Source organism: Streptomyces spinosisporus (assembly GCF_022698145.1).
In the GTDB taxonomy this organism is placed as follows: Bacteria; Actinomycetota; Actinomycetes; order Streptomycetales; family Streptomycetaceae; genus Streptomyces; species Streptomyces spinosisporus.
The window spans coordinates 1,037,270-1,058,002 of sequence record NZ_JALDAX010000001.1 but is presented as its reverse complement, the minus strand read 5'-3'; the positions used below and the strand labels follow the sequence as shown (position 1 = coordinate 1,058,002).

Here is a 20,733-nt window from a genome sequence, read left to right as displayed (position 1 = left end):
ACGGCCCGCCACTGACAACGGGCCCCTGAATATCGGCGAGGGCTGCTCGGCGGACTACTTGCCGAGCTGGGACAGCTCCTGGTCCGCCGTACGGCCGACCCGGCGGCGTACGCCGAACCAGCCCGCGACCAGCATCGCAGCGACGACCGGGATGAGCAGGAGGGTCTTGCGGCCGACCTCGGGGTCGTTCCACATCAGGCCGAGCACGGCCAGGAGGAAGGCGATCGTGACGATCTCGGTGACCGGGCTGCCGGGGAGGCGGAAGGAGGGGCGGGCGAGCAGGCCCGCCTTGGCGCGGCGGACGAAGACCAGGTGGCAGATCATGATGATCACCCAGGTCGACACGATGCCGAGCGAGGCGACGTTCAGGACGATCTCGAAGGCCTGGCTCGGCATGAGGTAGTTGAGGCCGACGCCGAGCACGCACACCGCGCAGGTGAGCAGGATGCCGCCGTAGGGGACCTGGCTGCGGTTCATCCGGGCGGTGAACTTCGGGGCAGAGCCCGCCGTCGCCATCGAGCGCAGGATGCGGCCCGTGGAGTACAGGCCCGAGTTCAGGGACGACATGGCGGCCGTGAGGACGACCAGGTTCATCACGTCGCCGGCGCCGGAGACGCCGATCTTCGACAGGACCGTGACGAACGGGCTCTCGTCCGCCGAGTACACCGAACCGGGCAGCAGCAGGGCGAGCAGGACGACGGAGCCGACGTAGAAGAGGCCGACCCGCCACATGATGGAGTTCACCGCGCGCGGGACGACCTTCTCCGGCTCCGCGGTCTCGCCCGCGGCGACGCCGACGAGCTCCAGGGCGGCGTAGGCGAAGATCACGCCCTGCATGACCAGGACGACCGGCATCACGCCGTGCGGGAAGACCCCGCCGTGGTCGGAGATCACGCTCATGCCCGGGGTCCCGCCGCCCACCTCGTGCGACGTCGCCAGCAGCCAGATGCCGATCAGCATGAAGCCCACCAGGGTGGCGACCTTGACGATCGCGAACCAGAACTCCATCTCGCCGAAGATCTTCACCGAGATCAGGTTCACGGCCAGGACCACTGCGAGCGCGATCAGGGCCAGCACCCACTGGGGGATGCTGGTGAACATGCTCCAGTAGTGGGTGTAGAGCGCGATCGCGGTGATGTCGGCGATACCGGTGGTCGACCAGTTCAGGAAGTACATCCAGCCCGCGACGTACGCCCCCTTCTCGCCCAGGAACTCGCGCGCGTACGACACGAAGGAGCCGGAGGACGGGCGGTACAGGACCAGCTCGCCCAGCGCCCGTACGACGAAGAAGGCGAAGATCCCGCAGACGAGATAGGCGATCGCGAGGGCCGGGCCCGCGCTGTGCAGCCGGCCGCCGGCGCCCAGGAAGAGTCCGGTGCCGATCGCGCCGCCGATGGCGATCATGTTGACGTGACGGTGCTTGAGGCCCTTGCTGTATCCGGCGTCGCCCGCGTCCGCGGGCGTCGGGGCCGCGTCGCTGTGGGGAGCGACCTGTGCCGTGGTCACGGCGTCCTTGCTCACGGGGGTACCACTCTCTGGTGCGCCCGAGCGGGTCGCGCTCGGGTGTTCCGGACGTACGGGGCCCGCGCACTCGGTGGGGAAACGCAGACCAACGCGCCACCTTCCCCCGACCCCCCGGGCGCATGCGATGGCATAGATCACACAGCGGCACTTCTCACACGCGCCCCACAGGACTCCCACCTGCGCCCCACCGGTCCCGGGCGACCCTGCCGTCCGGGTTTCACAGTTCTGGTGAGACAGCGATACTGCTGCACATGACGACGGACACCGACCGCGACACCGGGGAGCCGACGCTCACGATCGACGAACTGGCCGCGCGGGCCGGCATGACGGTGCGCACGGTCCGGTTCTACGGCACCAAGGGGCTGCTCCCGCCCCCGGTGCTCGGTCCCCGGCGCGTGGGCCACTACGGGCAGCAGCACCTGGCCCGGCTGGCGCTCATCGAGGAGCTGCAGCACCAGGGCATGACGCTGGCGGCGATCGAGCGCTACATGGAGCAGTTGCCCGCGGACCTGAGCCATCACGACCTGGCGATCCACCGGGCCGTCGTGGCCTCCTGGGCCCCGGACACGGTGGAGACGCTGACCGCCGAGGAGCTGGGGCGCCGGGCCGGGCGGCCGCTGGGCGAGGACGACGTGGAGCGGCTCGCCGCCATGGGCGTGGTGCGGCCCGACGGGGACGCCTTCCGGGTCGACTCGGGGCTGCTCAGGCTCGCCGTCCAGCTGCTCGACGTACCGCTGTCCGAGGCGGTCATCCTCGCCTCGCGCCAGGTGCTCATCGAGCACTCGCGCGCGGCGGCGCACGAACTGTCGCAGCTGTTCCGCGGTGAGGTCCTCGAACGGGACGAGGAGGACGTGAAGTCGCTGTCCGCGTACATGCAGCCTCTGGTGGTGCAGGCGCTGCTGACGACGTTCCAGCGCTCGCTCAAGGAGGAGGTGCACCAGTGGCTCGCCGACGCCCACACGGAGTCACGCGGGGACACTCGCACCGGCTCACAGGAAGGCCGATCCGCCTGACACGTTGAGCGTCTGCCCGGTCAGGAAGCCGCTGCCCTCGTCCACCACGTAGAGCAGGGTCGAGACCAGGTCGGACGGCTCCTGGGTGCGCCGCACGACTTGCCCGGCGCGGACCGCCTCGAAGCCGCCGTCCGCGCCGACCGTCCGCTCGGCGGTGGCGGTGCGCACCATGGTCGGCGCGATCGCGTTGACGGTGATGTCGTAGGGGCCGAGGGCCGAGGCCAGCGCGCGGGTGAAGCCGATCAGGCCGGACTTCGAGGCGACGTAGGGGACCATGTCGGGTGGTGCGGTGAACACGGCGGCGGAGACGATGTTGACGATCCGCCCCCACCCGGCCGCCTTCAGATACGGCAGCGCCGCCCGGGTGACTAGGAAGGGCGCCTCCAGGTTGATCCGCATGACGCGGCGCCAGTCCTCGGCCGTCGTCTCCTCGAAGGGCTTCGCGGGGTAGACGCCGGCGTTGTTGACCACCACGTGCAGGGTGCCGAACTGGTCGATCACACGCTCCAGTTGGGCCTGCACCTGCTCCTCGTCGGTGGCGTCGCCGACCAGCTCCAGATAGTCCAGCACCTGCCCGGCGGTCTGGGTCTGCGGGACCAGGTCGAGCCCGGCAACCCGGTACCCACGTCCCGCGAGCGCCACCACGAACTCCTGCCCGAGGCCCTGTGCCGCACCGGTCACCAGGGCGGTACGCGTCTCCATGGGCCGAGTGTGATGAGCCGTCAGGCACTCGGCAAGGGTGCATTTCACTCGCTGAAACGGCGTTGTTGCCGTACGCAGCCCGGGGGCCGACGCTGCGGGCGGGGCCTGGCCGGCGGATCGGGCCCGTCGCCAGCACCAGCCGTACGGGAGCCGTGCCCGATGACCGAGACCGAGCGTGCCGTGGACGACGCCGAGCGCGCCCGCGATCAGGGTGGCGGACTGCGCAGGCTCGCCCCGCTGCCCGGGCGCCTGGTCCGCGACGAGCTGGGCGTACTGCTGGTGCTGGGGCTGCTGATCGCCGGGATCGGCATCGCGTACCCGGACTTCCTCGACACCTCCAATCTGCTCTCCACGGCCCACAACTCCGTCTACATCTCGCTGATGGCGTGCGGCATGGTCTTCGTGCTCGCCATGCGCGAGGTGGATCTGTCGGTGGGCGGCACCTACGCGATGTGCCTGGTCGTCGGGGCGCTGCTGGTGCGGGACGGGCTGAGCCCGTGGCTGGCGGTGCCGGTGATGCTGCTGACGGGGATCGCCGCCGGGGTGTTCAACGCGCTGGTGACGACCCTGCTCGCGCTGCCGTCGTTCATCGTCACGCTGGGCACGCTGATGCTGTTCCGGGGGGTCGGGCTCGCGCTCGCCGACGGCAAGCAGATCACCGATCTGCCGCTGGACGACTCGTTCTTCACGGTCGTGGGCGGCGACCCGGGCGGGGTGCCGTTCGCGCTGTGGGTGCTGCTGGCGGTGCTCGTGGTGCTGGCCGTGGTGCTGGCCCGCACCCGCTTCGGGGCCCGGGTGCGGGCGATCGGGTCCAATCCCGACGCCGCCGCCTTCAGCGGCATCCCGGTCGTCCGCACCCGCATCGAGGCCCTGGCCCTGTCCGGGCTCACCACGGCGTGCGCCGCCGCGCTCGCCCTCGCCTTCTACGGCGCCGGTGACCCGACCCTGGGCCAGGGCTACGAACTGCAGGCCATCGCCGCCTGCATCATCGGCGGCACTCCGCTGGCCGGCGGACGGGGCTCGGTGGTCGGCGCGGTGGCCGGGGCGATGATCCTGGCGGTCGTGGCCTCCGGGCTCGTCTTCTTCGAAGTACCCATCAATTGGACGTCGTTCGCGACCGGCGGGGTCATCCTCGTCGCCGTCGCGGCCGACAGCGCGTTGCGGCGCACCGGGCGCCGACGCAAGTGAACACCCAGCCTGCGCACAGCACTTGGAGGCCGTGATGCACGCCCGACTCCGTACGACCGCCGCCGTGCTCGGTGCGCTGGTGCTGCTCGGTGCCGCCGGTTGCGGGGACAGCGGTTCCGGCGGCAGGAGCGGTGAGCTCGACATGGGCATCGCGGTCGCCAACATCTCGCTCAACTTCGCCCACGAGATGGTGCTCGGCGCCGAGAGCGCCGCGAGCCACGCGGGGAAGGTGGACTTCAAGGCGGTCGGGCCGCCGAACACCGACGGGCCCGCCGAGGTGCAGCTCTTCCAGAACCTCACCGCGACCGCGAAGGACGGCATCGTCCTGGAGAACCTGGACCCGCCGATCTTCACCCGCCCCGCCGCGCAGGCCGTCGACAAGGGCATCCCGGTCGTCGCCCTGGACACCTCCCCCACCGAGGGCAGCAAGGTCACCTTCTACGTCGGCAACGACAACTACGCGCTCGGCGAGCTGATGGCCAAGGAGGCGCTGAAGCGGCTGGGTGCGGATCCGAAGGGCGAGATCGTGATCGGGGTGCCCAACCCGGGGACGCCGGTGCTGGACAACCGGGCGAAGGGCATCTCCGACACGTTCAGGAAGCAGGCGCCGGGGGTGAAGGTGCTCGGCCCCTTCCAGACGTACAGCGATCCCGGGCAGAACTACAGCTCCTGGTCGTCGCAGGTCAACGCGCACCCCGAGGCGCTGGCGTTCCTCGGTGTGGGTGACGCCGACAGCTACAACCTCGCCAAGATCAAGAAGTCGCGGCACGGGAAGTGGCTGACGGCCGGCTTCGACGTCGACCCCAAGACCCTCGACGCGGTCAAGGACGGCTCGAACTTCGTCACCATCGACCCGCAGCACTTCCTCAAGGGCTATCTGTCCACGGCGCTGCTGATCGACGCGGTGCGCGACAACGACGGCAAGCTGCCCGAGGGATGGTTCCTGTCGCCGGGCGGGGTGGTGGACTCCTCGAACATCGACGACATCATCGCCCGGCAGAAGTCCGCGACGGCGGCGTACGACTGGTACAAGCCGACGATCGACAAGCTGCTGGGCGACCAGAAGGCCAACCTCAAGCCCCTGAAGGACGCCCGCTGAGATGACGAACGGGGACATCCTGGTGGCACAGGGCCTGGTGAAGTCGTACGGCGGGGTGCGGGCGCTGGACGGGGTCGGCATCCGGCTGCGGGGCGGTGAGGTGCACGCGCTGGTCGGGGAGAACGGCGCGGGCAAGTCGACGCTGGTGCGGATCGTGTCGGGGACGCTGGCGGCGGACCAGGGGGCGGTGCGGACGGCCGGGGACATCCGGATCGCCGTCGTCTCCCAGGAGTTGAGCCTGTTCCCGGATCTGACCGTGCGCGAGAACCTCTTCCCGCGGGGGTCGTTGCGGCGCTTCGGACTGCTCGACCGCAGGGCGATGGACCGGGCGGCGAGACCGGTCCTGGCCGAGCTCGGACTGGACGTCGACCTCGGCCAGGAGCTGGGTGAACTCCCGCTCGCCGACCAGCAGTTGACGGAGATCGCGCGGGCGCTGCTGCGCAGTCCCCGGCTGCTGGTCCTCGACGAGCCGACCTCGGCGCTGCCGGCGGCCGCCGTGGACCGGCTGGCGGAGGTGCTGCGCACCCTCACCGGGCGGGGCATCGCCGTTCTGTACGTCACCCACTTCCTGGAGGAGGTGATGCGCTTCGCGCACCGCGTGACCGTGCTGCGGGACGGGCAGGTCGCGCTGGGCGGGGTGCGCCGGTCCGAGGTCGGTGTGCCGGAGCTGGTCACCGCGATGCTCGGCGGCCGCCCGCCGCAGCCGGTGCGCCGGGCGCGGGCCGTGGTGGATCTGCCGCCGCCGGTGGTGCTGTCCGGGGTGAGCGTGCCCGGGCGGCTGAGGGATGTGACGTTCACGGTGCGGGCGGGCGAGGTGGTCGGGGTCGCCGGGCTGCAGGGTGCCGGTCATCTCAGCGCGTTGGAGGTGGTGTGCGGGCGTACGGCGATCTCCGCGGGCCGGGTGGACGTCGCGGGCCGGGGGCTCCCGCGCTCCCTGCGCGGAGCGGTGCGGGCGGGCGTCGCCTTCGTGCCGAGCGACCGCAAACGGTACGGGCTGATGGCGGAGCGTACGGTGTGGGAGAACACGACGACGGTGAGCTGGCTGGCGCTCGGCCGCGGCGGCATGCTGCCCTCCCGCTCCGAACTCGTCCGCCGCACGGCCGAGTTGACCCGACACCTGCGCCTTCGCGGCGGCCTGCACGACATCGTGGCCCGGCTGTCCGGCGGCAACCAGCAGAAGGTCGTCTTCGCCAAGTGGCTGGCGACAGACCCGAAGATCGTGGTCCTGGACGATCCCACCCGCGGCGTCGACGTCGGCGTACGCACCGAAATGCACCGCATCATCACCGAGCTGGCCGCCACCGGAACAGCCGTCCTCATCGCCTCGACCGACCTCGCCGAACTGACGGAGGTGTGCGATCGAGTGCTCGTTTTCGTACGCGGCCGGCTCACGGGCGAGGTACACGGGGAGCACCTCACGGAGCATGAACTGGCGGTAGCTGTGCAGCCGACGGTGACCGAGTCGACGTGAGAGGAACGGGGATCCGGGGCCGTGGGGGTCAGGCGGACAGGGTGCGGGGGACGGCCCTGGCCGCGGCACACACCCGGGTGCCCGAGCGGTCTGCAGGGAGCGGCTCACGGAGCACGAGCCGGCGGTGGCGGCAGCAGACGGTGGCCAAGTCGGGGTGAGCGGGGCTGAGCCGGAGGGGGAACGGGCTCCGGCCTCTGGTCCGGTCAGGCCGGGCGGGGCGCGGAACACGGCGCGCTAATCCGGTTGGGCGCGGGGCCAGGCCCCTGACCCGGTCAAACCGACAGCGCCGCGGGCGGGGCCGGGCGCGGTGTGAGGCGAAGTCCCTGGGCCGGTCAGGCCGACAAGGTGCGGGTGAGGGCTTTTGCTGCTGCGCATACTCGGGCGCCCATGCGGTCGACGTCGAGGCGGCGGGTGCCGCCTGTGACGGAGATGGCGGCGATGGGGCGGGGGCCGTTGCTGCGGACGTAGACGGGGGCGGCGACGGCGGAGATGCCGATCTCGGCCTCCTCCAGGTTGACGCCGTAGCCGCGGGCCCGGGTGAGGGCGAGGTCGCGCGCGAGCTGGCCGGGCAGGACCAGGGTGCGCGGGGTCAGCCGGGGCAGGGCGCGGTACGGCGGACGGGGGTCCTGGGCGAGGAAGACCTTTCCGGTGGCCGTGCAGTGCGCGGGGAGCCGGCCTCCGGTGCGCGAGACGATCGGGGTGGCGCGCCGGCCGGTGACCTTCTCCAGGAACAGGGTGTCGGTGCCGTCCGGGACGGCCAGGTGGACGTTCTCCAGCGTGGCCTCGTGCAGATCGCCGAGGTAGGGCAGCGCCGCGTCCCGCAGCTCGCGCACGCTCGGTGCCGACTGCCCCAGCACGAACAGCCCGAGCCCGATGCGGTAGTTGCCCTCCTCGGTGCGCTCGACCAGCCCGAGCCGCACCAGCTCACCGATCAGCCGGTGCGCGGTGGGCTTGGGCAGCCCCGTGCACAGGGCCAGCTCGGCGAGCGTGAGGGCGGTCTCGGAGTCACCGCAGGCGCGCAGCAGCAGGACCCCGCGGGCGAGCACAGACTTCGGCAGCTGACCGTCCGTCATGAACCGATGGTGGTCGCTTTCGGGGGGAGTGACAAGGCGTGGGCCGCGAGGACCACGGCGCCGTGCGCGCCCTCAACCGCGCAGCGGTACGTCCACCAGCAGGGGCCGGGTCAGGGCGTCCGCGCCCGTCACCAGTTCCCGCAGGTGGTCCGCGCTCGCCGCACGTACCGCGTCGACGCCGAAGAAGCGGGCCGCCTGGGTGAAGTCGAGGGGGCCGAGGTCGGTGCCGGGGCAGGGGCCCTGGGCGCCCATCGCTTCGTAGGTGTCCTGGAGGGTGCGGTAGACGCCGTTGTTCATGACGACGAAGAGGACGGGGGCGTTCTGCCGGGCGGCGCTCCACAGGCCCTGGAGGCCGAAGAGGGTGCAGCCGTCGCCGAGGACGGCGACGACGGGGCGGCCGGGCTCGGCGAGGGCGCGGCCGACGGCGGCGCCGATGCCCCAGCCGAGGCCGCCGCCGACGGTGTGGGTGTAGCTGCCGGGGCGTTCGAGGCGGACGAGGCGGCGCAGCAACAGGCCGACGGTGATGGCCTCTTCGACGACGACGGCGTCCGGCGGCAGCCCGCGCGCCACGGCGTGGGCGGCGGCCCAGGGGGCGAGCGGCGCCGGTGAGTAGGCGGCGCGGGCGGCGGACTCGGCGCGTTCGCGGTCGGCGGTGTGACGCTCGCCCGCGCGCTCGACACGGGCCTTGGCGGTGTGCGCGGGCACCCGGTCGCGCAGCAGCTCGCACAGCCGGTTCAGGGAGGGGGCGAGAGCGCCCACCAGCCCGGCCGTGGCGGGGAAGTTGCGGCCGATCTCGTGTGGGTCGGAGTCGAGCTGGACGACGGTGAGGCCCGGCGGCAGCGCGGGCCCGGGGCTGTAGTGGTGCGGCGTGAAGGCGTGGGCGCCGGCGACCAGTACGGCGTCGTAGGGGGCGAGGGCCTTGCGGATGGCGTCGTGCCGGGGCGGCAGCATGCCCGCGTACAGCGGGTGGGTGGTGGGGAAGTTCAGGCAATCGCTCATCGGTTGGTGGTGGACGACGGCGCCGCACGCCTCCGCGGTGGCGACGAGAGCGGCGACGGCGTCCTCGCGACCCACCCCGTCCCCGGCCACGATCGCGGGCCGGGCCGCGGCACCGAGCAGCAGGGCGGCGCGCTCCAGACCGGCGGCCGGTCCGGGCGGGGGCGTGGGGGTGCGGGCCGGGACGTCGACCTCGGTGTTCTCGGCCAGCAGGTCCATGGGGACCGACAGGAACACCGGCCCGGCGGGCGGCCGTACGGCAAGGGCGAAGGCGCGGCGCAGGGCGAGTGGCAGGTCCTGGGCGTGCTGGATGTCGTACGCCGCCTTCACCGCGGGTGTGGCGAGGCCGATCAGGTCGCCGGAGAGCATGGGGTCCTGCTGCAGGTGACGGCGGTCCTGCTGGCCGGCCGTCACCACGAGCGGGGTGCGCGAACGGCGGGCGTTGAGCAGGCCGATCAGGCCGTTGGCGAGGCCCGCGGCGATGTGCAGGCTGACGAAGGCCGGGCGGCCGGTGCCGCGGGCGTAGCCGTCGGCCATGGCGACCACGGAGCCCTCGTGGACGCCGAGCACGTACTCGGGTCCGTCGTGCGCCGCCTCCGACAGGGCGGCCAGGAAGGGCAGTTCGGTGGTGCCGGGGTTGCCGAAGACGCGATCCACGCCCTCGCCGCGCAGGATGTCCAGGACGGCGAGGGCGGGACGGTATCCCATGGGGGCTCCTCCGGGGGACGGTGGCCGTGCGGAGCGTTCGCAGGTCAGCGTCCCGGGCCCGGAGGGTCGGGTGCAAGACCCGCGTACCGCTCAGCGATACGTGGGGCCGAACCCGCCCGGCTCCCTCAGGCGGCGTCCGTGAAGCGCTCCCCCTTCTCCGCCTTCTCCACCAGCAGCGCGGGCGGCGTGAAGCGGTCGCCGTAGCGCTCGGCCAGCTCACGCGCGCGTGCCACGAATCCGGGCAGCCCGCCCTCGTAGCCGTTGATGTACTGCAGGATGCCGCCGGTCCAGCCGGGGAAGCCGATGCCGAAGATGGAGCCGATGTTGGCGTCGGCGACGGACGTCAGCACGCCCTCCTCCAGGAGCTTGACCGTGTCGAGCGCCTCGGAGAAGAGCATGCGTTCCTGCATGTCCTCGAACGGGATCTCGTGGCCCGGCTTGGTGAAGTGCTCGCGCAGGCCCGGCCACAGGCCCGCCCGCTTGCCGCTCTCGTCGTAGTCGTAGAAGCCGGCTCCCCCGCTGCGGCCGGGGCGGTCGAACTCGTCCACCATGCGGTCGATGACGGCCTCGGCGGGGTGCGCAGGCCAGGTGCCACCGGCCTCCTCCACGGCCCGCTTCGACTCGTTGCGGATCTTGCGCGGGAGCGTGAGCGTCAGCTCGTCCATGAGGGAGAGGACCTTCGCGGGGTAGCCCGCCTGCGCCGCCGCCTGCTCGACCGACGCGGGCTCGATGCCCTCGCCGACCATGGCGACGCCCTCGTTGATGAAGTGGCCGATCACGCGGGAGGTGAAGAAGCCGCGGGAGTCGTTGACGACGATCGGCGTCTTGTTGATCTGGCGGACCAGGTCGAAGGCGCGGGCGAGGGCCTCGTCGCCCGTCCGCTCGCCCTTGATGATCTCCACCAGCGGCATCTTGTCGACGGGCGAGAAGAAGTGCAGACCGATGAAGTCGGCCTGGCGCTCGACGCCTTCGGCGAGGGCGGTGATGGGCAGGGTCGAGGTGTTGGAGCACAGCAGCGCGTCGGGCTCGACGATGTGCTGGATCTCCTGGAACACCTTGTGCTTGAGCTCGGGGTTCTCGAAGACGGCCTCGATCACGGCGTCGCAGCCGGCCACGTCCTGCGGGTCCGCCGCGGGCGTGATGCGGGCGAGCAGCGCGTCGGCCTTCTCCTGGGTCGTACGGCCGCGGGAGACGGCCTTGGCGCACAGCTTCTCGGAGTAGCCCTTGCCCTTGAGGGCCGCCTCCAGCGAGACGTCCTTGAGGACGACCTCGATGCCCGCGCGGGCGCACGAGTAGGCGATGCCCGCGCCCATCATCCCGGCGCCGAGGACAGCGACCTTGCGGACCGTGCGGGGTTCGATGCCGGTCGGCCGGTTGGCGCCGGAGTTGACGGCCTGGAGGTCGAAGAAGAACGCCTGGATCATGTTCTTCGAGGTCTGGCCCGCGGCCAGTTCGACGAAGTAGCGGGCCTCGATGACCTGTGCGGTCTCGAAGTCGACCTGGGAGCCCTCGACGGCCGCGGCGAGGATGTTGCGCGGCGCCGGGTAGGGTGCGCCGTTCGTCTGCTTGCGCAGGTTGGCCGGGAAGGCGGGCAGGTTGGCCGCGAACTTGGGGTTGGCGGGGGTGCCGCCGGGGATGCGGTAGCCCGGCCTGTCCCAGGGCTGCTGCGACTCGGGGTTGGCGTCGATGAAGGCGCGGGCCTTGGCGAGCATCTCGTCCCGGGTTTCGGCGACCTCGTCGACCAGGCCGTTGTCGAGGGCGCGCCGCGGGTTGTACTGGGTGCCCTGGAGCAACACCTTCAGCAGGGCGTCGGCGATGCCCAGCAGACGGACCGTACGGACCACTCCGCCGCCTCCGGGCAGCAGGCCCAGGGTGACCTCGGGGCAGCCGATCTTGGAGCCGGGCGCGTCGAGGGCGATGCGGTGGTGGCAGGCGAGCGCGAGTTCGTAACCGCCGCCCAGGGCCGCGCCGTTGAGGGCGGCGACGACCGGCTTGCCGAGGGTCTCGATGCGGCGCATGTTGCGCTTGATCGCCATGCCGCCGTCGAAGAGGTCCTGCGCGGTCTCGGGGGTGACCCGGATGAGGTCGCGCAGGTCGCCGCCGGCGAAGAAGGTCTTCTTGGCGGAGGTGAGGATGATGCCGCGGATGGAGTCCTTCTCGGCCTCCAGGCGGTCGGTGACGACGGCGAGGGAGTCGCGGAACGCCTGGTTCATGGTGTTCGCGGACTGGTTGGGGTCGTCGAGGACGAGGGTGACGACGCCGGTGTCGTCCTGTTCCCAGCGGATGGTGGTGCTCTCGGTCATGAGGGGTTCTCCGTAGAAGTCTTGGGTGGCCGCTGGGGTCTTCAGACGCGTTCGACGATGGTGGCGATGCCCATGCCGCCGCCGACGCAGAGGGTCGCGAGGCCGTAGCGCTTGTCCTGGCGCTCCAGTTCGTCGACGAGCGTGCCGAGGATCATGGCGCCGGTGGCGCCGAGCGGGTGGCCCAGCGCGATCGCGCCGCCGTTGACGTTGACCTTGTCCAGGGACAGGCCCATGTCCTTCACGAAGCGCAGGACGACCGCCGCGAAGGCCTCGTTGATCTCGACGAGGTCGATGTCGTCGATGGTCAGCCCGGCCTTGGCCAGCGCCTTGCGGGTGGCGGGCGCGGGGCCGGTGAGCATGATCGTGGGCTCCGAGCCGGAGACCGCCGCCGCCACGATCCGCGCGCGCGGGGTGAGGCCGTAACGCTCGCCGATCTCCTGGGAGCCGATGGCGACCAGCGCGGAGCCGTCGACGATGCCGGAGGAGTTGCCCGCGTGGTGGACGTGGTCGATCTTCTCGACCCAGTGGTACTTCTGCAGCGCCACCGCGTCGAAGCCGCCGAGGTCGCCGATGTCCGCGAAGGACGGCTTGAGCTTGGCGAGGGAGTCGGCCGTGGTGCCCGGGCGCATGTGCTCGTCGTGGTCGAGGACGACCAGGCCGCTGCGGTCCTTGACCGGGACGAGCGAGCGCTCGAAGCGGTTCTCCTTCCAGGCGGTGGCCGCGCGCTCCTGCGACAGGGCCGCGTACTCGTCGACGTCTCGGCGGGAGAAGCCCTCGATGGTGGCGATGAGGTCGGCGCCGATGCCCTGGGGCACGAAGTTGGTGGCGAGGTTGGTCATCGGGTCGTTGAACCAGGCGCCGCCGTCGGAGGCCATCGGCACCCGGGACATGGACTCGACGCCGCCCGCGAGGACGAGGTCCTCGAAGCCCGAACGGACCTTGGCGGCGGCCATGTTGACGGCTTCCAGACCCGAGGCACAAAAGCGGTTCTCCTGGACGCCCGCGACCGTGTCCGGCAGGCCCGCGGCGATCGCCGCGATCCGGGCGATGTCGGAGCCCTGGTCGCCGACCGGGCCGACGACGCCGAGCACGATGTCGTCGATCGCGGCGGGGTCGAGGTCCGGGTGGCGGCCGCGGAGTTCGTGGATGAGGCCCACGACCAGGTCGACGGGCTTGGTGCCGTGCAGGGCGCCGTTCGCCTTGCCGCGGCCGCGCGGGGTGCGGATCGCGTCGTACACATACGCTTCGGTGGTCACGAGCAGGCCTTTCGAGGGTGAGGGTGGGCCGGCGGTCCGGTGGTGAGGGCCGGCCGGTCGGGAAGCTTCAGCCGAGCAGCGAACGGCCGATGATCTCCTTCATGATCTCGGTCGTGCCGCCGTAGATGGTCTGGATGCGGCCGTCGGTGAAGGCCTTGGCAATGGGGTACTCGGTCATGTAGCCGTAGCCGCCGTGCAGTTGGAGGCAGCGGTCGGCGACGCGCTTTTGCAGCTCGGTCGCCCACCACTTGGCCATGGAGGCGTGGACGGCGTCGAGCGTGCCGGCCCCGCCGTCTGCGTGTTCCTCGATGCAGCGGTCGAGGAAGGTGCGGGTGACGGCGCACTCGGTGGCCATCTCCGCTATCTCGAAGCGGATGTGCTGCTTGGCGGCGAGCGGCCGGCCGAAGGCCTCGCGCCCCTTGACGTAGTCGGTGGTGATCTCCAGCAGGTGCTCGGCGGCGGCGATCGCCGAGACCGCGATACTCAGGCGCTCCTGGGCGAGGTTCGTCATCAGGTGGACGAACGCGCCGTGGAGCGTGCCGAGGAGGTTCTCCTTGGGCACGCGCACGTCGTGGAAGAACAACTCGGCCGTGTCCTGCGCCTTCTGGCCGATCTTGTCGAGGTTGCGGCCGCGCTCGAAGCCGTCCGTGCCGCGCTCGACGACCAGCAGCGACAGCCCGCGCGCGCCGCCCTCCGGGGTGGTCCTGGCGACCACGATCACCAGGTCGGCGAGGATGCCGTTGGAGATGAACGTCTTGGCGCCGTTGAGCAGCCAGTGGTCGCCGCGGTCCTCGGCGTGGGTGCGGATGCCCTGCAGGTCGGAGCCGGCGCCGGGCTCGGTCATGGCGATGGCGGTGATGATCGAGCCGTCGCAGAAGCCGGGCAGCCAGCGCCGCTTCTGCTCCTCGGTGGCGAGCGAGGTCAGATACGGGCCGATGATGTCGTTGTGCAGGCCGAGGGCCAGGCCGGGGGTGCCCGCGCGGGTGAACTCCTCGGCCAGGACGGCGCTGTAGCGGAAGTCGGAGGTGCCGCCGCCCCCGTACTCCTCCGGCACGGCGAGCCCGAGCAGGCCCTGCTTGCCGGCCGCCCGCCAGGCCTCGCGGGAGACGATGCCGTCCTTCTCCCACTGCTCGTAGTACGGCAGCACCTCCCTGGCCAGGAAGGCGCGCACCGTCTCGCGGAACGCGTCGTGCTCGGGGGCGAAGATCTGCCGCTTCATTCGGGGCCCTTCGTGAGGTCCTGGTCCTTCAGGAGATCGGGTACGTCCCAGTCGTGCGCCACGGCCGCCGTGTCGGCGCCCGGCCGGGCCGGACCGGTGCGCACCGCGGTGGGGGTCGCGGAGAAACGGGGGGCCGGGGCCGGCTGCGTGATGCCGCCCTGGTCGGTGAAGGTGCGGCGGGCGGCGAGGTGCGGGTGGTGCGGGGCCTCGCGCAGCGACAGGACGGGCGCCACGCACGCGTCGGAGCCCTCGAAGACGGTCGTCCACTCCTCGCGGGTACGGGTGGCGAAGCGCGCGGCGACGGCCTCGCGCAGTTCGCCCCAGCGGGCCCAGTCCCTGCGGGCGCCGGAGTGCTCGGGCAGGCCGAGGAGCGTCACGAACTCCTCGTAGAACTGCGGCTCCAGGGAACCGACCGCCATGTACTTCCCGTCGGACGTCTCGTACGTGCCGTAGTACGGGCAGCCGCCGTCCAGGAGGTTGGCGCCGCGCCGGTCGTGCCAGCTGCCGGCCGCGAGCATGCCGTGGATCATCGCGGAGAGGTGGGCGGTGCCGTCGACGATCGCGGCGTCGACGACCTGGCCGGTGCCGGTGGCGCGCGCGTGGTGGAGGGCGGCGAGGACGCCGATGACCAGGTAGAGGGAGCCGCCCGCGTAGTCACCCAGCAGGTTGGCGGGGACGGCGGGCGGACGGTCCGGGTCGCCGATCATGCCGAGAGTGCCGGTGAGCGCGATGTAGGCGACGTCGTGGCCGGCGCGCTGGGCGAGCGGGCCGTCCTGGCCCCAGCCGGTCATCCGGCCGTAGACCAGCCCCGGGTTGCGCGCGTGGCAGGCCTCGGGGCCGACGCCGAGGCGCTCGGCGACGCCGGGGCGGTAGCCCTCGACGAGGATGTCGGCGCGCTCGGCGAGGTCCAGGACGCGCGCGGGACCGTCCGCCGACTTCAGGTCGACGACCACCGAGCGCTTGTTGCGGTTCGTGACGTCGTACGCGGTGTCGATCGCGAGTCCGGCGCCGCCGGGGCGGTCGACGCGCACGACGTCGGCGCCCAGGTCGGCCAGGATCATGGCCGCGAACGGGCCCGGCCCGATCCCGGCGAGCTCGACCACGCGCACGCCGGTCAGCGGGCCCTGCCCGGGTGGCGTCTTCGCCGTTGTCATCCAGCCCCCAGCACTGTGACACAACTGATGTAACACCAGTGATGCTAAGAACACGTTCCACTGAGCACAAGCCCTGAGCGAGCAAGCGCTTAGACAATGACCGGATCGCTGACAGATCCACCGACCGGTTCACCGCGCGTCGAGCTGCGCCGTCAGCCTCTTCGGGGCTATCGCGCGATAGCTCTCCTCCACCCAGTCGCACAGCAGCTCCGCCGCCGGGGCACCCTGCTCCTCCAGCGGGACGCGCACCCAGCCGGCCCTGCCCAGGCCGTATCCGGCGGGTTCGGCTCCGGGGAAGGTCAGGGCGTGGGCATGGGCCGCCTCGTCCTTGAGCTTCACCGTCACGCCCAGCGGGTAGCTGCCGTCGTCGACCCCGAGGAAGACGAACACCTTCTTGTTGACCTTCGCGACGGACTCACCCCACGGGAACTCCTCGGCGGCGCCCGGCAACCCGAGCGCGAACGCGCGCACCTTCTCCCACTTCTTCAGGGCATTTCTGGTCACGGCCACAGTCCCGCCTCCGGGCTCGTCATCGAACTCAGCGCATCTCACGCTAGCCTCGGCCACCGACAACGGCGCGGGCTGTGGACAAGGCGCGGGCTGTGGACAAGGGGTGTCATGAGCAGGCTGAACGGGACGGACCGGCCGTACGACATCGTGCTCTACGGCGCGACGGGATTCGTCGGGACGCTCACCGCCGAGTACCTGGCGGCCCACGCACCCGACGGGCTGCGCTGGGCGATCGCGGGGCGCAGCGAGCGGAAGCTGGAGGAGTTGCGCGAGCGGCTGCCCGGCGGCGAGAAGGTGGGTGTGCTGCGGGCGGACGTGTCCGATCCGGCCGGCGTGCGCGAACTCGCCGGGCACGCGCGCGTGGTGGCCACGACGGTGGGTCCGTACGTCACCTACGGCCAGGAGCTCGTCGCCGCCTGCGCGGACAGCGGCGCGGACTATCTCGACCTGTGCGGCGAGCCCGAGTTCGTGGACCTGACGTACGTACGCCACGACGCACGCGCGCGGGAGACCGGTGCCCGGCTGGTGCACGCCTGCGGCTTCGACTCGATCCCGCACGACCTCGGCGCGTACTTCACGGTCCAGCACCTGCCTGAGGGGGTGCCGCTGACCGTGGACGGATTCGTGACGGTGGACGCCGTCTTCTCGGGCGGCACGTTCGCCTCGGCGCTCAACCAGTTCGCGCGGGTGCGCCCGATGCTGGCCGCCGAGCGGGACCGCAGGCGGCACGAGCCACGCCTGGTGGGGCGACGCGCCACGGCGCCCACCGGGGTGCCGCGGTTCGCGAAGGAGATCGGCGCGTGGGCGCTGCCGCTGCCCACCATCGACCCGCAGATCGTGCACCGTTCCGCCAAGGCCCTGGAGCGCTACGGCCCCGACTTCCGCTACCGGCACTACGCCGCCGTACGCCGCCTGCCCATGGCCATGGCCGGCGTCGCAGCCGCCGGCGGCCTCTTCACCGCCGCCCAACTGCCGCCCGCCCGCCGCTGGTTGTCCAACCGCCTCAAGCCCGGCGAGGGACCGGACGCCGAGAAGCGCGCCAAGAGCTGGTTCAAGATCCGCTTCGTGGGCGAGGGCGGTGGCCGACAGGTCTTCACAGAGGTCACGGGCGGCGACCCCGGCTACGGCGAGACCGCCGTGATGTTCGCCGAGTCCGCCCTGTCGCTCGCCTTCGACGACCTTCCGGCGACAGCCGGGCAGGTGACGACTGCGGTCGCGATGGGCGACGCCCTCATCGAGCGGCTGAGCGGGGCCGGGATCGGCTTTCGAGTGGTCGTGAGCCGCTGAACCCGGGCAAGGCACACAGTTGGCGGCGTCCGGCGCTTCCTAGAGCGACCAGCCGGCCACGGTGTAGATCATCCCGGCGATCCAGCCGACGCCCGCCAGGACGGCCAGGATCAGTGCGGCCGTCACGGCGCGCTCGACGGGACGGTTGGGGTCGGCGAGGGGCTTTGGGGCGCGGTGCGTCGTCATGGGGCACAGCCTGTCGGCCGGGAAGCCGTGCCCACATCCGTACTCGTACTCAGTACGCATACTCACATCGCGCCGCGCGTCCACCTACCTCCCGCAAGCGCCAGTTGAGGCTTTTCCTGCGCACCGGCCCCGTTTTCCGGCCGAGATCCGTCGTCAAGTGCCAACAGGCAGTTCAATGAAACACTTGAAGGTATGAAATTCCTTCTCGAAGTCACCATGGACGACGCGGCGTTGACGAAGGACCCGGCCGGCGAGCTCGGTCGGATTCTGCGGTACTGGGGCGGCAACCTCCGTCACTACCCGCTGCAGCCCGGGGACGAGGCGGCGGTCTACGACTCGGAGTACCGCGAAGTGGGTCAGTGGCGGATCGTCGCGTCCTGAAGTGCCCGTCGGCACGACGCGTCCGCCCGGCGGGTCGTCTCCGGCAGCCGGTAGGCGGGGGTGAGGGCCAGGGTGTGGGCGCAGGCGTTGTCGAGGCTCACGCGATGGCCGACGGACACGAACACCGGTTTCACGGCGTCCCGGGTGCGCAGTGCGCGCCCGACCTCCTCGGTGCCCGCGAGCAGCGGTGACGCACTGCCGCGCGCGGCGCCCGGGGCGTCGTGGGCGAAGGTGAAGGGGTTCTTGGCGACGCCGATGGTGGGCAGGCCGGTCAGGACGCCGAGGTGGCTCGCGAGGCCGAAGCGGCGCGGATGGGCGAGGCCGTAGCCGTCGCACACCACGAGCCCCGGCGGGCACGGCAGCGCGTCGAGGGCGGCGAGGACCGTGGGGATCTCGCGGAAGGCGAGCAGACCCGGCACGTACGGGAAGGAGATCCGCCCGACGGCCGTGGCCTCGGCGACGACGTCCAGACTCGCCGCGTCCAGCACCACGGCCGCCGCCGCGACGACGTCCCGCTCGTCGTCGTAGGCCACGTCGACACCGGTCACCCGCCCGGTGCCGGGCGGCGGTCCGGACTCGTCGAGCACCACACGCCCCCGCAGCTCGTCCTGGACGGCACGGGCCTCTTCCTCGGTCGCGGGCCAGCCCGCGGGAATCCCTACGGTCGTCATGATGGGAACGAGCGTACGGGCCCCAGGAGGGCGGCGTAGGCTCGCGATCATGTTCGTACTGGAGCTGACCTACACCGCCCCGCTCGACGCCGTGGACGCCCTGCTGCCGGAGCATGTGGCGTGGCTGGACGAGCAGTACGGCAAGGGCGTCTTCCTGGCGTCGGGGCGCAAGGAGCCCCGTGACGGCGGGGTGATCCTCGCCGTCGCGGAGAACCGGGCCCGCATCGAGGAGATCGTCGCGGGCGATCCCTTCAACGTCGCCGGTGTGTGCACCTACCGCGTCACGGAGTTCCGCGCCACGAAGACGGCTCCGGAGCTGGAGCGCCACCGGCAGCCGGCCGGCTGAGCGCCTCGGCTCAGCCCTTCTTCGCGTTCAGCGCGCGCTGCAGCTGCCCCTTGTTCATCGACGAGCGCCCTTCGATGCCGCGCTGCTTGGCCTCGTTGTAGAGCTGGTCGCGGGTCGGGCCGCCGGAGCCCCGGCCCGAGCGCTTGCCGCCCCGCTCGCCGGACGACATGTCCTGGGTCGACGTGCGGCTGGCGGTCTTCGACTCGCCGGACCGGGCGCGCTCCTTGTTGACCGTCCGGGCCGCGATCTCCTCGGCGCGTCCGGTGCTCTCGCCCCGGTCCTGGGCGCTCTTCTTGATGTGCTCGTACTGGCGCTCCCTCTTGGAGCTCGAGCCTGCGGGCATGATCGCTCGCTCCCTTCGCAGTCGCGACTGCCGATGTCCGCGATCGAGTACCCGCATTCCGGCCCTCTTGTGCCTCACTTCTCCAGACGTGCCACCCGCCCCTGCTGCCCCGCGGCCCAGCAGCCGAGGTCGGCGGTGCAGTCCACGGTGTCGTACGAGCCGGTGTCGACCGTCCGCCAGGTGCGGCCGCCGTCCGTGGTCAGATCGGTGCCGGTCGGGCCGACCGCGAGGGCGGCGGTACGGCTGTGCGGGAGCCAGGCGGCGCCGGAACGGTAGGCGGGCGGCGGCTGGGCGGCGGGCTGCCAGGTGCGGCCGCCGTCGGCGGTGCGTGCGGCGGCCTGCGGTGAGGACTGGTCGGGGCGGTAGTCGCCGCCGACCGCGAGGCCGTGGGTACGGTCGCGGAAGGCGAGCGCGAAGACGCCCTTGGCCGGGTCGCCCGCCGGGATCGGGGTGTCGGTCGCCGTCCAGGTGTGCCCGCGGTCGCGGGAGTGCAGCACGCGCGCGCGTGCGGCGCCGCCGGTGGCCAGCCAGACGTCCGAGGGGCCGGAGGCGACGAGGCACTGGCCGCTCGCCGCGAAGCCCGCCTCGCCTTCCTGGGCGGGCGGCATGCCGGCGTCGGGGAGCACCTTCCAGGAGTTGCCGCCGTCGCTGGTGGACAGGATGCGGAACCTGCCGTCCACGGGGTCGCTCATCGCGAGGCCGTGGCGGTGGTCGAAGAAGGTCAGGCAGTCGTAGAAGGCCTTGGCGTCGGTGTTGCGGAAGGACTCCGTCCAGGTCACGCCGCCGTCGTCGGTGCGGTAGACGCGGGACGCCTCGCCCTCACCGATCGCCAGCACCACGGCGCGCCGTGCGTCGAAGGCCTCGATGTCCCGGAACTCCAGGGCGTCGGCGCCCGGCGGCGAGACGTCTCGCCAGTTCGTACCGCCGTCCGTGGTGCGCAGGACGGTGCCCTTGGTTCCGGCCACCCAGGCGGTGTGACGGCTGACGGCCGACAGTGCGCGGAAGCGAACGTCGGCCGCACCGGTGTCCGTGAGCTCCCAGTGCGGTGCCTTGTGCACCCCGTGCTCCTGCCCTTGTGCGGGTGCGGCCTGTGACGGTGCGGCCTGTGCGGGTACGGCGGTCGGGGCGGCGAGCGCCATCGAGCACACCGCCCCTGCTGCCACCGTGCAGAACGTACGTCTCACGCGTCGCGTGCTCCCCAAGCGCCTCATGGCGGGCGAAACTAGTCCACCGCCCGGGCACCGTCCAGACGGCCCGTCACCGTCCCAAGTGCCGGTCGGGACACGGCTCATGTGCCCACGGG

The 20,733-nt window shown here is 71.9% G+C and carries 20 protein-coding genes; 7 read left to right on the top strand and 13 right to left on the bottom strand.

Annotation, left to right across the window (positions count from 1 at the left end):
* Positions 1-54: 54 nt before the first annotated feature.
* On the bottom strand, positions 55-1,521 hold the full coding sequence (locus MQN93_RS04565) for an amino acid permease (protein WP_242708401.1): 1,467 nt from the start codon (positions 1,519-1,521) through the stop codon (positions 55-57).
* 254 nt (positions 1,522-1,775) lie between these two features.
* Between MQN93_RS04565 and MQN93_RS04560 the strand changes: the two genes are divergently transcribed.
* Positions 1,776-2,537: a MerR family transcriptional regulator gene (locus MQN93_RS04560; protein ID WP_242708400.1), complete on the top strand. Its 762-nt coding sequence runs from the start codon at positions 1,776-1,778 to the stop codon at positions 2,535-2,537.
* Here the strand turns inward: MQN93_RS04560 and MQN93_RS04555 are convergent.
* The gene (locus MQN93_RS04555; protein ID WP_242708399.1) at positions 2,514-3,239 is read right to left on the bottom strand and encodes an SDR family NAD(P)-dependent oxidoreductase; all 726 of its coding nucleotides are present in this window, start codon (positions 3,237-3,239) and stop codon (positions 2,514-2,516) included. The genes MQN93_RS04560 and MQN93_RS04555 overlap by 24 nt on opposite strands.
* Positions 3,240-3,398: 159 nt before the next feature.
* Between MQN93_RS04555 and MQN93_RS04550 the strand changes: the two genes are divergently transcribed.
* Genes MQN93_RS04550 through MQN93_RS04540 form a run of 3 tightly spaced genes read left to right on the top strand, consistent with a single transcriptional unit; the run spans position 3,399 to position 6,997 of the window.
* A complete protein-coding gene (locus MQN93_RS04550) occupies positions 3,399-4,427 on the top strand; it encodes an ABC transporter permease (RefSeq protein ID WP_242708398.1) in 1,029 nt (342 codons plus the stop codon).
* A gap of 34 nt (positions 4,428-4,461) precedes the next feature.
* Positions 4,462-5,526, top strand: coding sequence for a sugar ABC transporter substrate-binding protein (locus MQN93_RS04545; RefSeq protein WP_242708397.1), 1,065 nt, complete (start codon positions 4,462-4,464; stop codon positions 5,524-5,526).
* A gap of 1 nt (position 5,527) precedes the next feature.
* Positions 5,528-6,997 (top strand): sugar ABC transporter ATP-binding protein, encoded by a 1,470-nt coding sequence (locus MQN93_RS04540; protein WP_242708396.1) that lies wholly within the window; start codon positions 5,528-5,530, stop codon positions 6,995-6,997.
* Positions 6,998-7,329: 332 nt separating this feature from the next.
* On the opposite strand, the gene MQN93_RS04535 is transcribed toward MQN93_RS04540, so the two are convergent.
* From MQN93_RS04535 to MQN93_RS04505, 7 genes are all read right to left on the bottom strand, one after another.
* Positions 7,330-8,070 (bottom strand): IclR family transcriptional regulator, encoded by a 741-nt coding sequence (locus tag MQN93_RS04535; RefSeq protein ID WP_242708395.1) that lies wholly within the window; start codon positions 8,068-8,070, stop codon positions 7,330-7,332.
* 72 nt (positions 8,071-8,142) lie between these two features.
* Positions 8,143-9,774 carry a thiamine pyrophosphate-binding protein gene (locus MQN93_RS04530; protein WP_242708394.1) on the bottom strand — a complete coding sequence of 544 codons (1,632 nt, stop codon included), beginning with the start codon at positions 9,772-9,774 and terminating at the stop codon, positions 8,143-8,145.
* Positions 9,775-9,899: 125 nt separating this feature from the next.
* Positions 9,900-12,077, bottom strand: coding sequence for a 3-hydroxyacyl-CoA dehydrogenase NAD-binding domain-containing protein (locus MQN93_RS04525; protein WP_016431393.1), 2,178 nt, complete (start codon positions 12,075-12,077; stop codon positions 9,900-9,902).
* A 41-nt stretch (positions 12,078-12,118) separates the two neighbouring features.
* Positions 12,119-13,333, bottom strand: coding sequence for an acetyl-CoA C-acetyltransferase (locus tag MQN93_RS04520; protein WP_242708393.1), 1,215 nt, complete (start codon positions 13,331-13,333; stop codon positions 12,119-12,121).
* A 67-nt stretch (positions 13,334-13,400) separates the two neighbouring features.
* Entirely contained in the window at positions 13,401-14,552 is a 1,152-nt protein-coding gene (locus MQN93_RS04515; protein WP_242708392.1) for an acyl-CoA dehydrogenase family protein, read from the bottom strand.
* On the bottom strand, positions 14,549-15,706 hold the full coding sequence (locus tag MQN93_RS04510; RefSeq protein WP_242708391.1) for a CaiB/BaiF CoA transferase family protein: 1,158 nt from the start codon (positions 15,704-15,706) through the stop codon (positions 14,549-14,551). The genes MQN93_RS04515 and MQN93_RS04510 overlap by 4 nt, the downstream gene beginning before the upstream one ends.
* Positions 15,707-15,835: 129 nt before the next feature.
* On the bottom strand, positions 15,836-16,216 hold the full coding sequence (locus MQN93_RS04505; protein WP_242708390.1) for an MmcQ/YjbR family DNA-binding protein: 381 nt from the start codon (positions 16,214-16,216) through the stop codon (positions 15,836-15,838).
* 108 nt (positions 16,217-16,324) lie between these two features.
* On the opposite strand from MQN93_RS04505, the gene MQN93_RS04500 reads away from it, so the two are divergent.
* A complete protein-coding gene (locus tag MQN93_RS04500) occupies positions 16,325-17,503 on the top strand; it encodes a saccharopine dehydrogenase family protein (protein WP_242708389.1) in 1,179 nt (392 codons plus the stop codon).
* 39 nt (positions 17,504-17,542) lie between these two features.
* Here MQN93_RS04500 and mmpA read toward each other — a convergent pair whose 3' ends face one another.
* On the bottom strand, positions 17,543-17,689 hold the full coding sequence (mmpA, locus tag MQN93_RS04495; protein WP_016431399.1) for a morphogenic membrane protein MmpA: 147 nt from the start codon (positions 17,687-17,689) through the stop codon (positions 17,543-17,545).
* Between the two features lie 192 nt (positions 17,690-17,881).
* Here mmpA and MQN93_RS04490 point away from each other — a divergent pair, with 192 nt between their 5' ends.
* The gene (locus tag MQN93_RS04490) at positions 17,882-18,070 is read left to right on the top strand and encodes a hypothetical protein (protein WP_242708388.1); all 189 of its coding nucleotides are present in this window, start codon (positions 17,882-17,884) and stop codon (positions 18,068-18,070) included.
* On the opposite strand, the gene MQN93_RS04485 is transcribed toward MQN93_RS04490, so the two are convergent.
* A complete protein-coding gene (locus MQN93_RS04485; protein WP_242708387.1) occupies positions 18,046-18,741 on the bottom strand; it encodes an endonuclease V in 696 nt (231 codons plus the stop codon). The two genes, MQN93_RS04490 and MQN93_RS04485, sit on opposite strands and share 25 nt — an antisense overlap.
* A gap of 49 nt (positions 18,742-18,790) precedes the next feature.
* Here MQN93_RS04485 and MQN93_RS04480 point away from each other — a divergent pair, with 49 nt between their 5' ends.
* Positions 18,791-19,087, top strand: a complete 297-nt coding sequence (locus MQN93_RS04480) for a YciI family protein (RefSeq protein ID WP_016431402.1) — start codon at positions 18,791-18,793, stop codon at positions 19,085-19,087.
* 10 nt (positions 19,088-19,097) lie between these two features.
* Here the strand turns inward: MQN93_RS04480 and MQN93_RS04475 are convergent, their stop codons facing one another.
* Both MQN93_RS04475 and MQN93_RS04470 read right to left on the bottom strand, forming a co-directional pair.
* Positions 19,098-19,430: a hypothetical protein gene (locus MQN93_RS04475; RefSeq protein WP_016431403.1), complete on the bottom strand. Its 333-nt coding sequence runs from the start codon at positions 19,428-19,430 to the stop codon at positions 19,098-19,100.
* 74 nt (positions 19,431-19,504) lie between these two features.
* The gene (locus tag MQN93_RS04470) at positions 19,505-20,641 is read right to left on the bottom strand and encodes a WD40/YVTN/BNR-like repeat-containing protein (protein ID WP_242708386.1); all 1,137 of its coding nucleotides are present in this window, start codon (positions 20,639-20,641) and stop codon (positions 19,505-19,507) included.
* Positions 20,642-20,733: the final 92 nt, after the last annotated feature.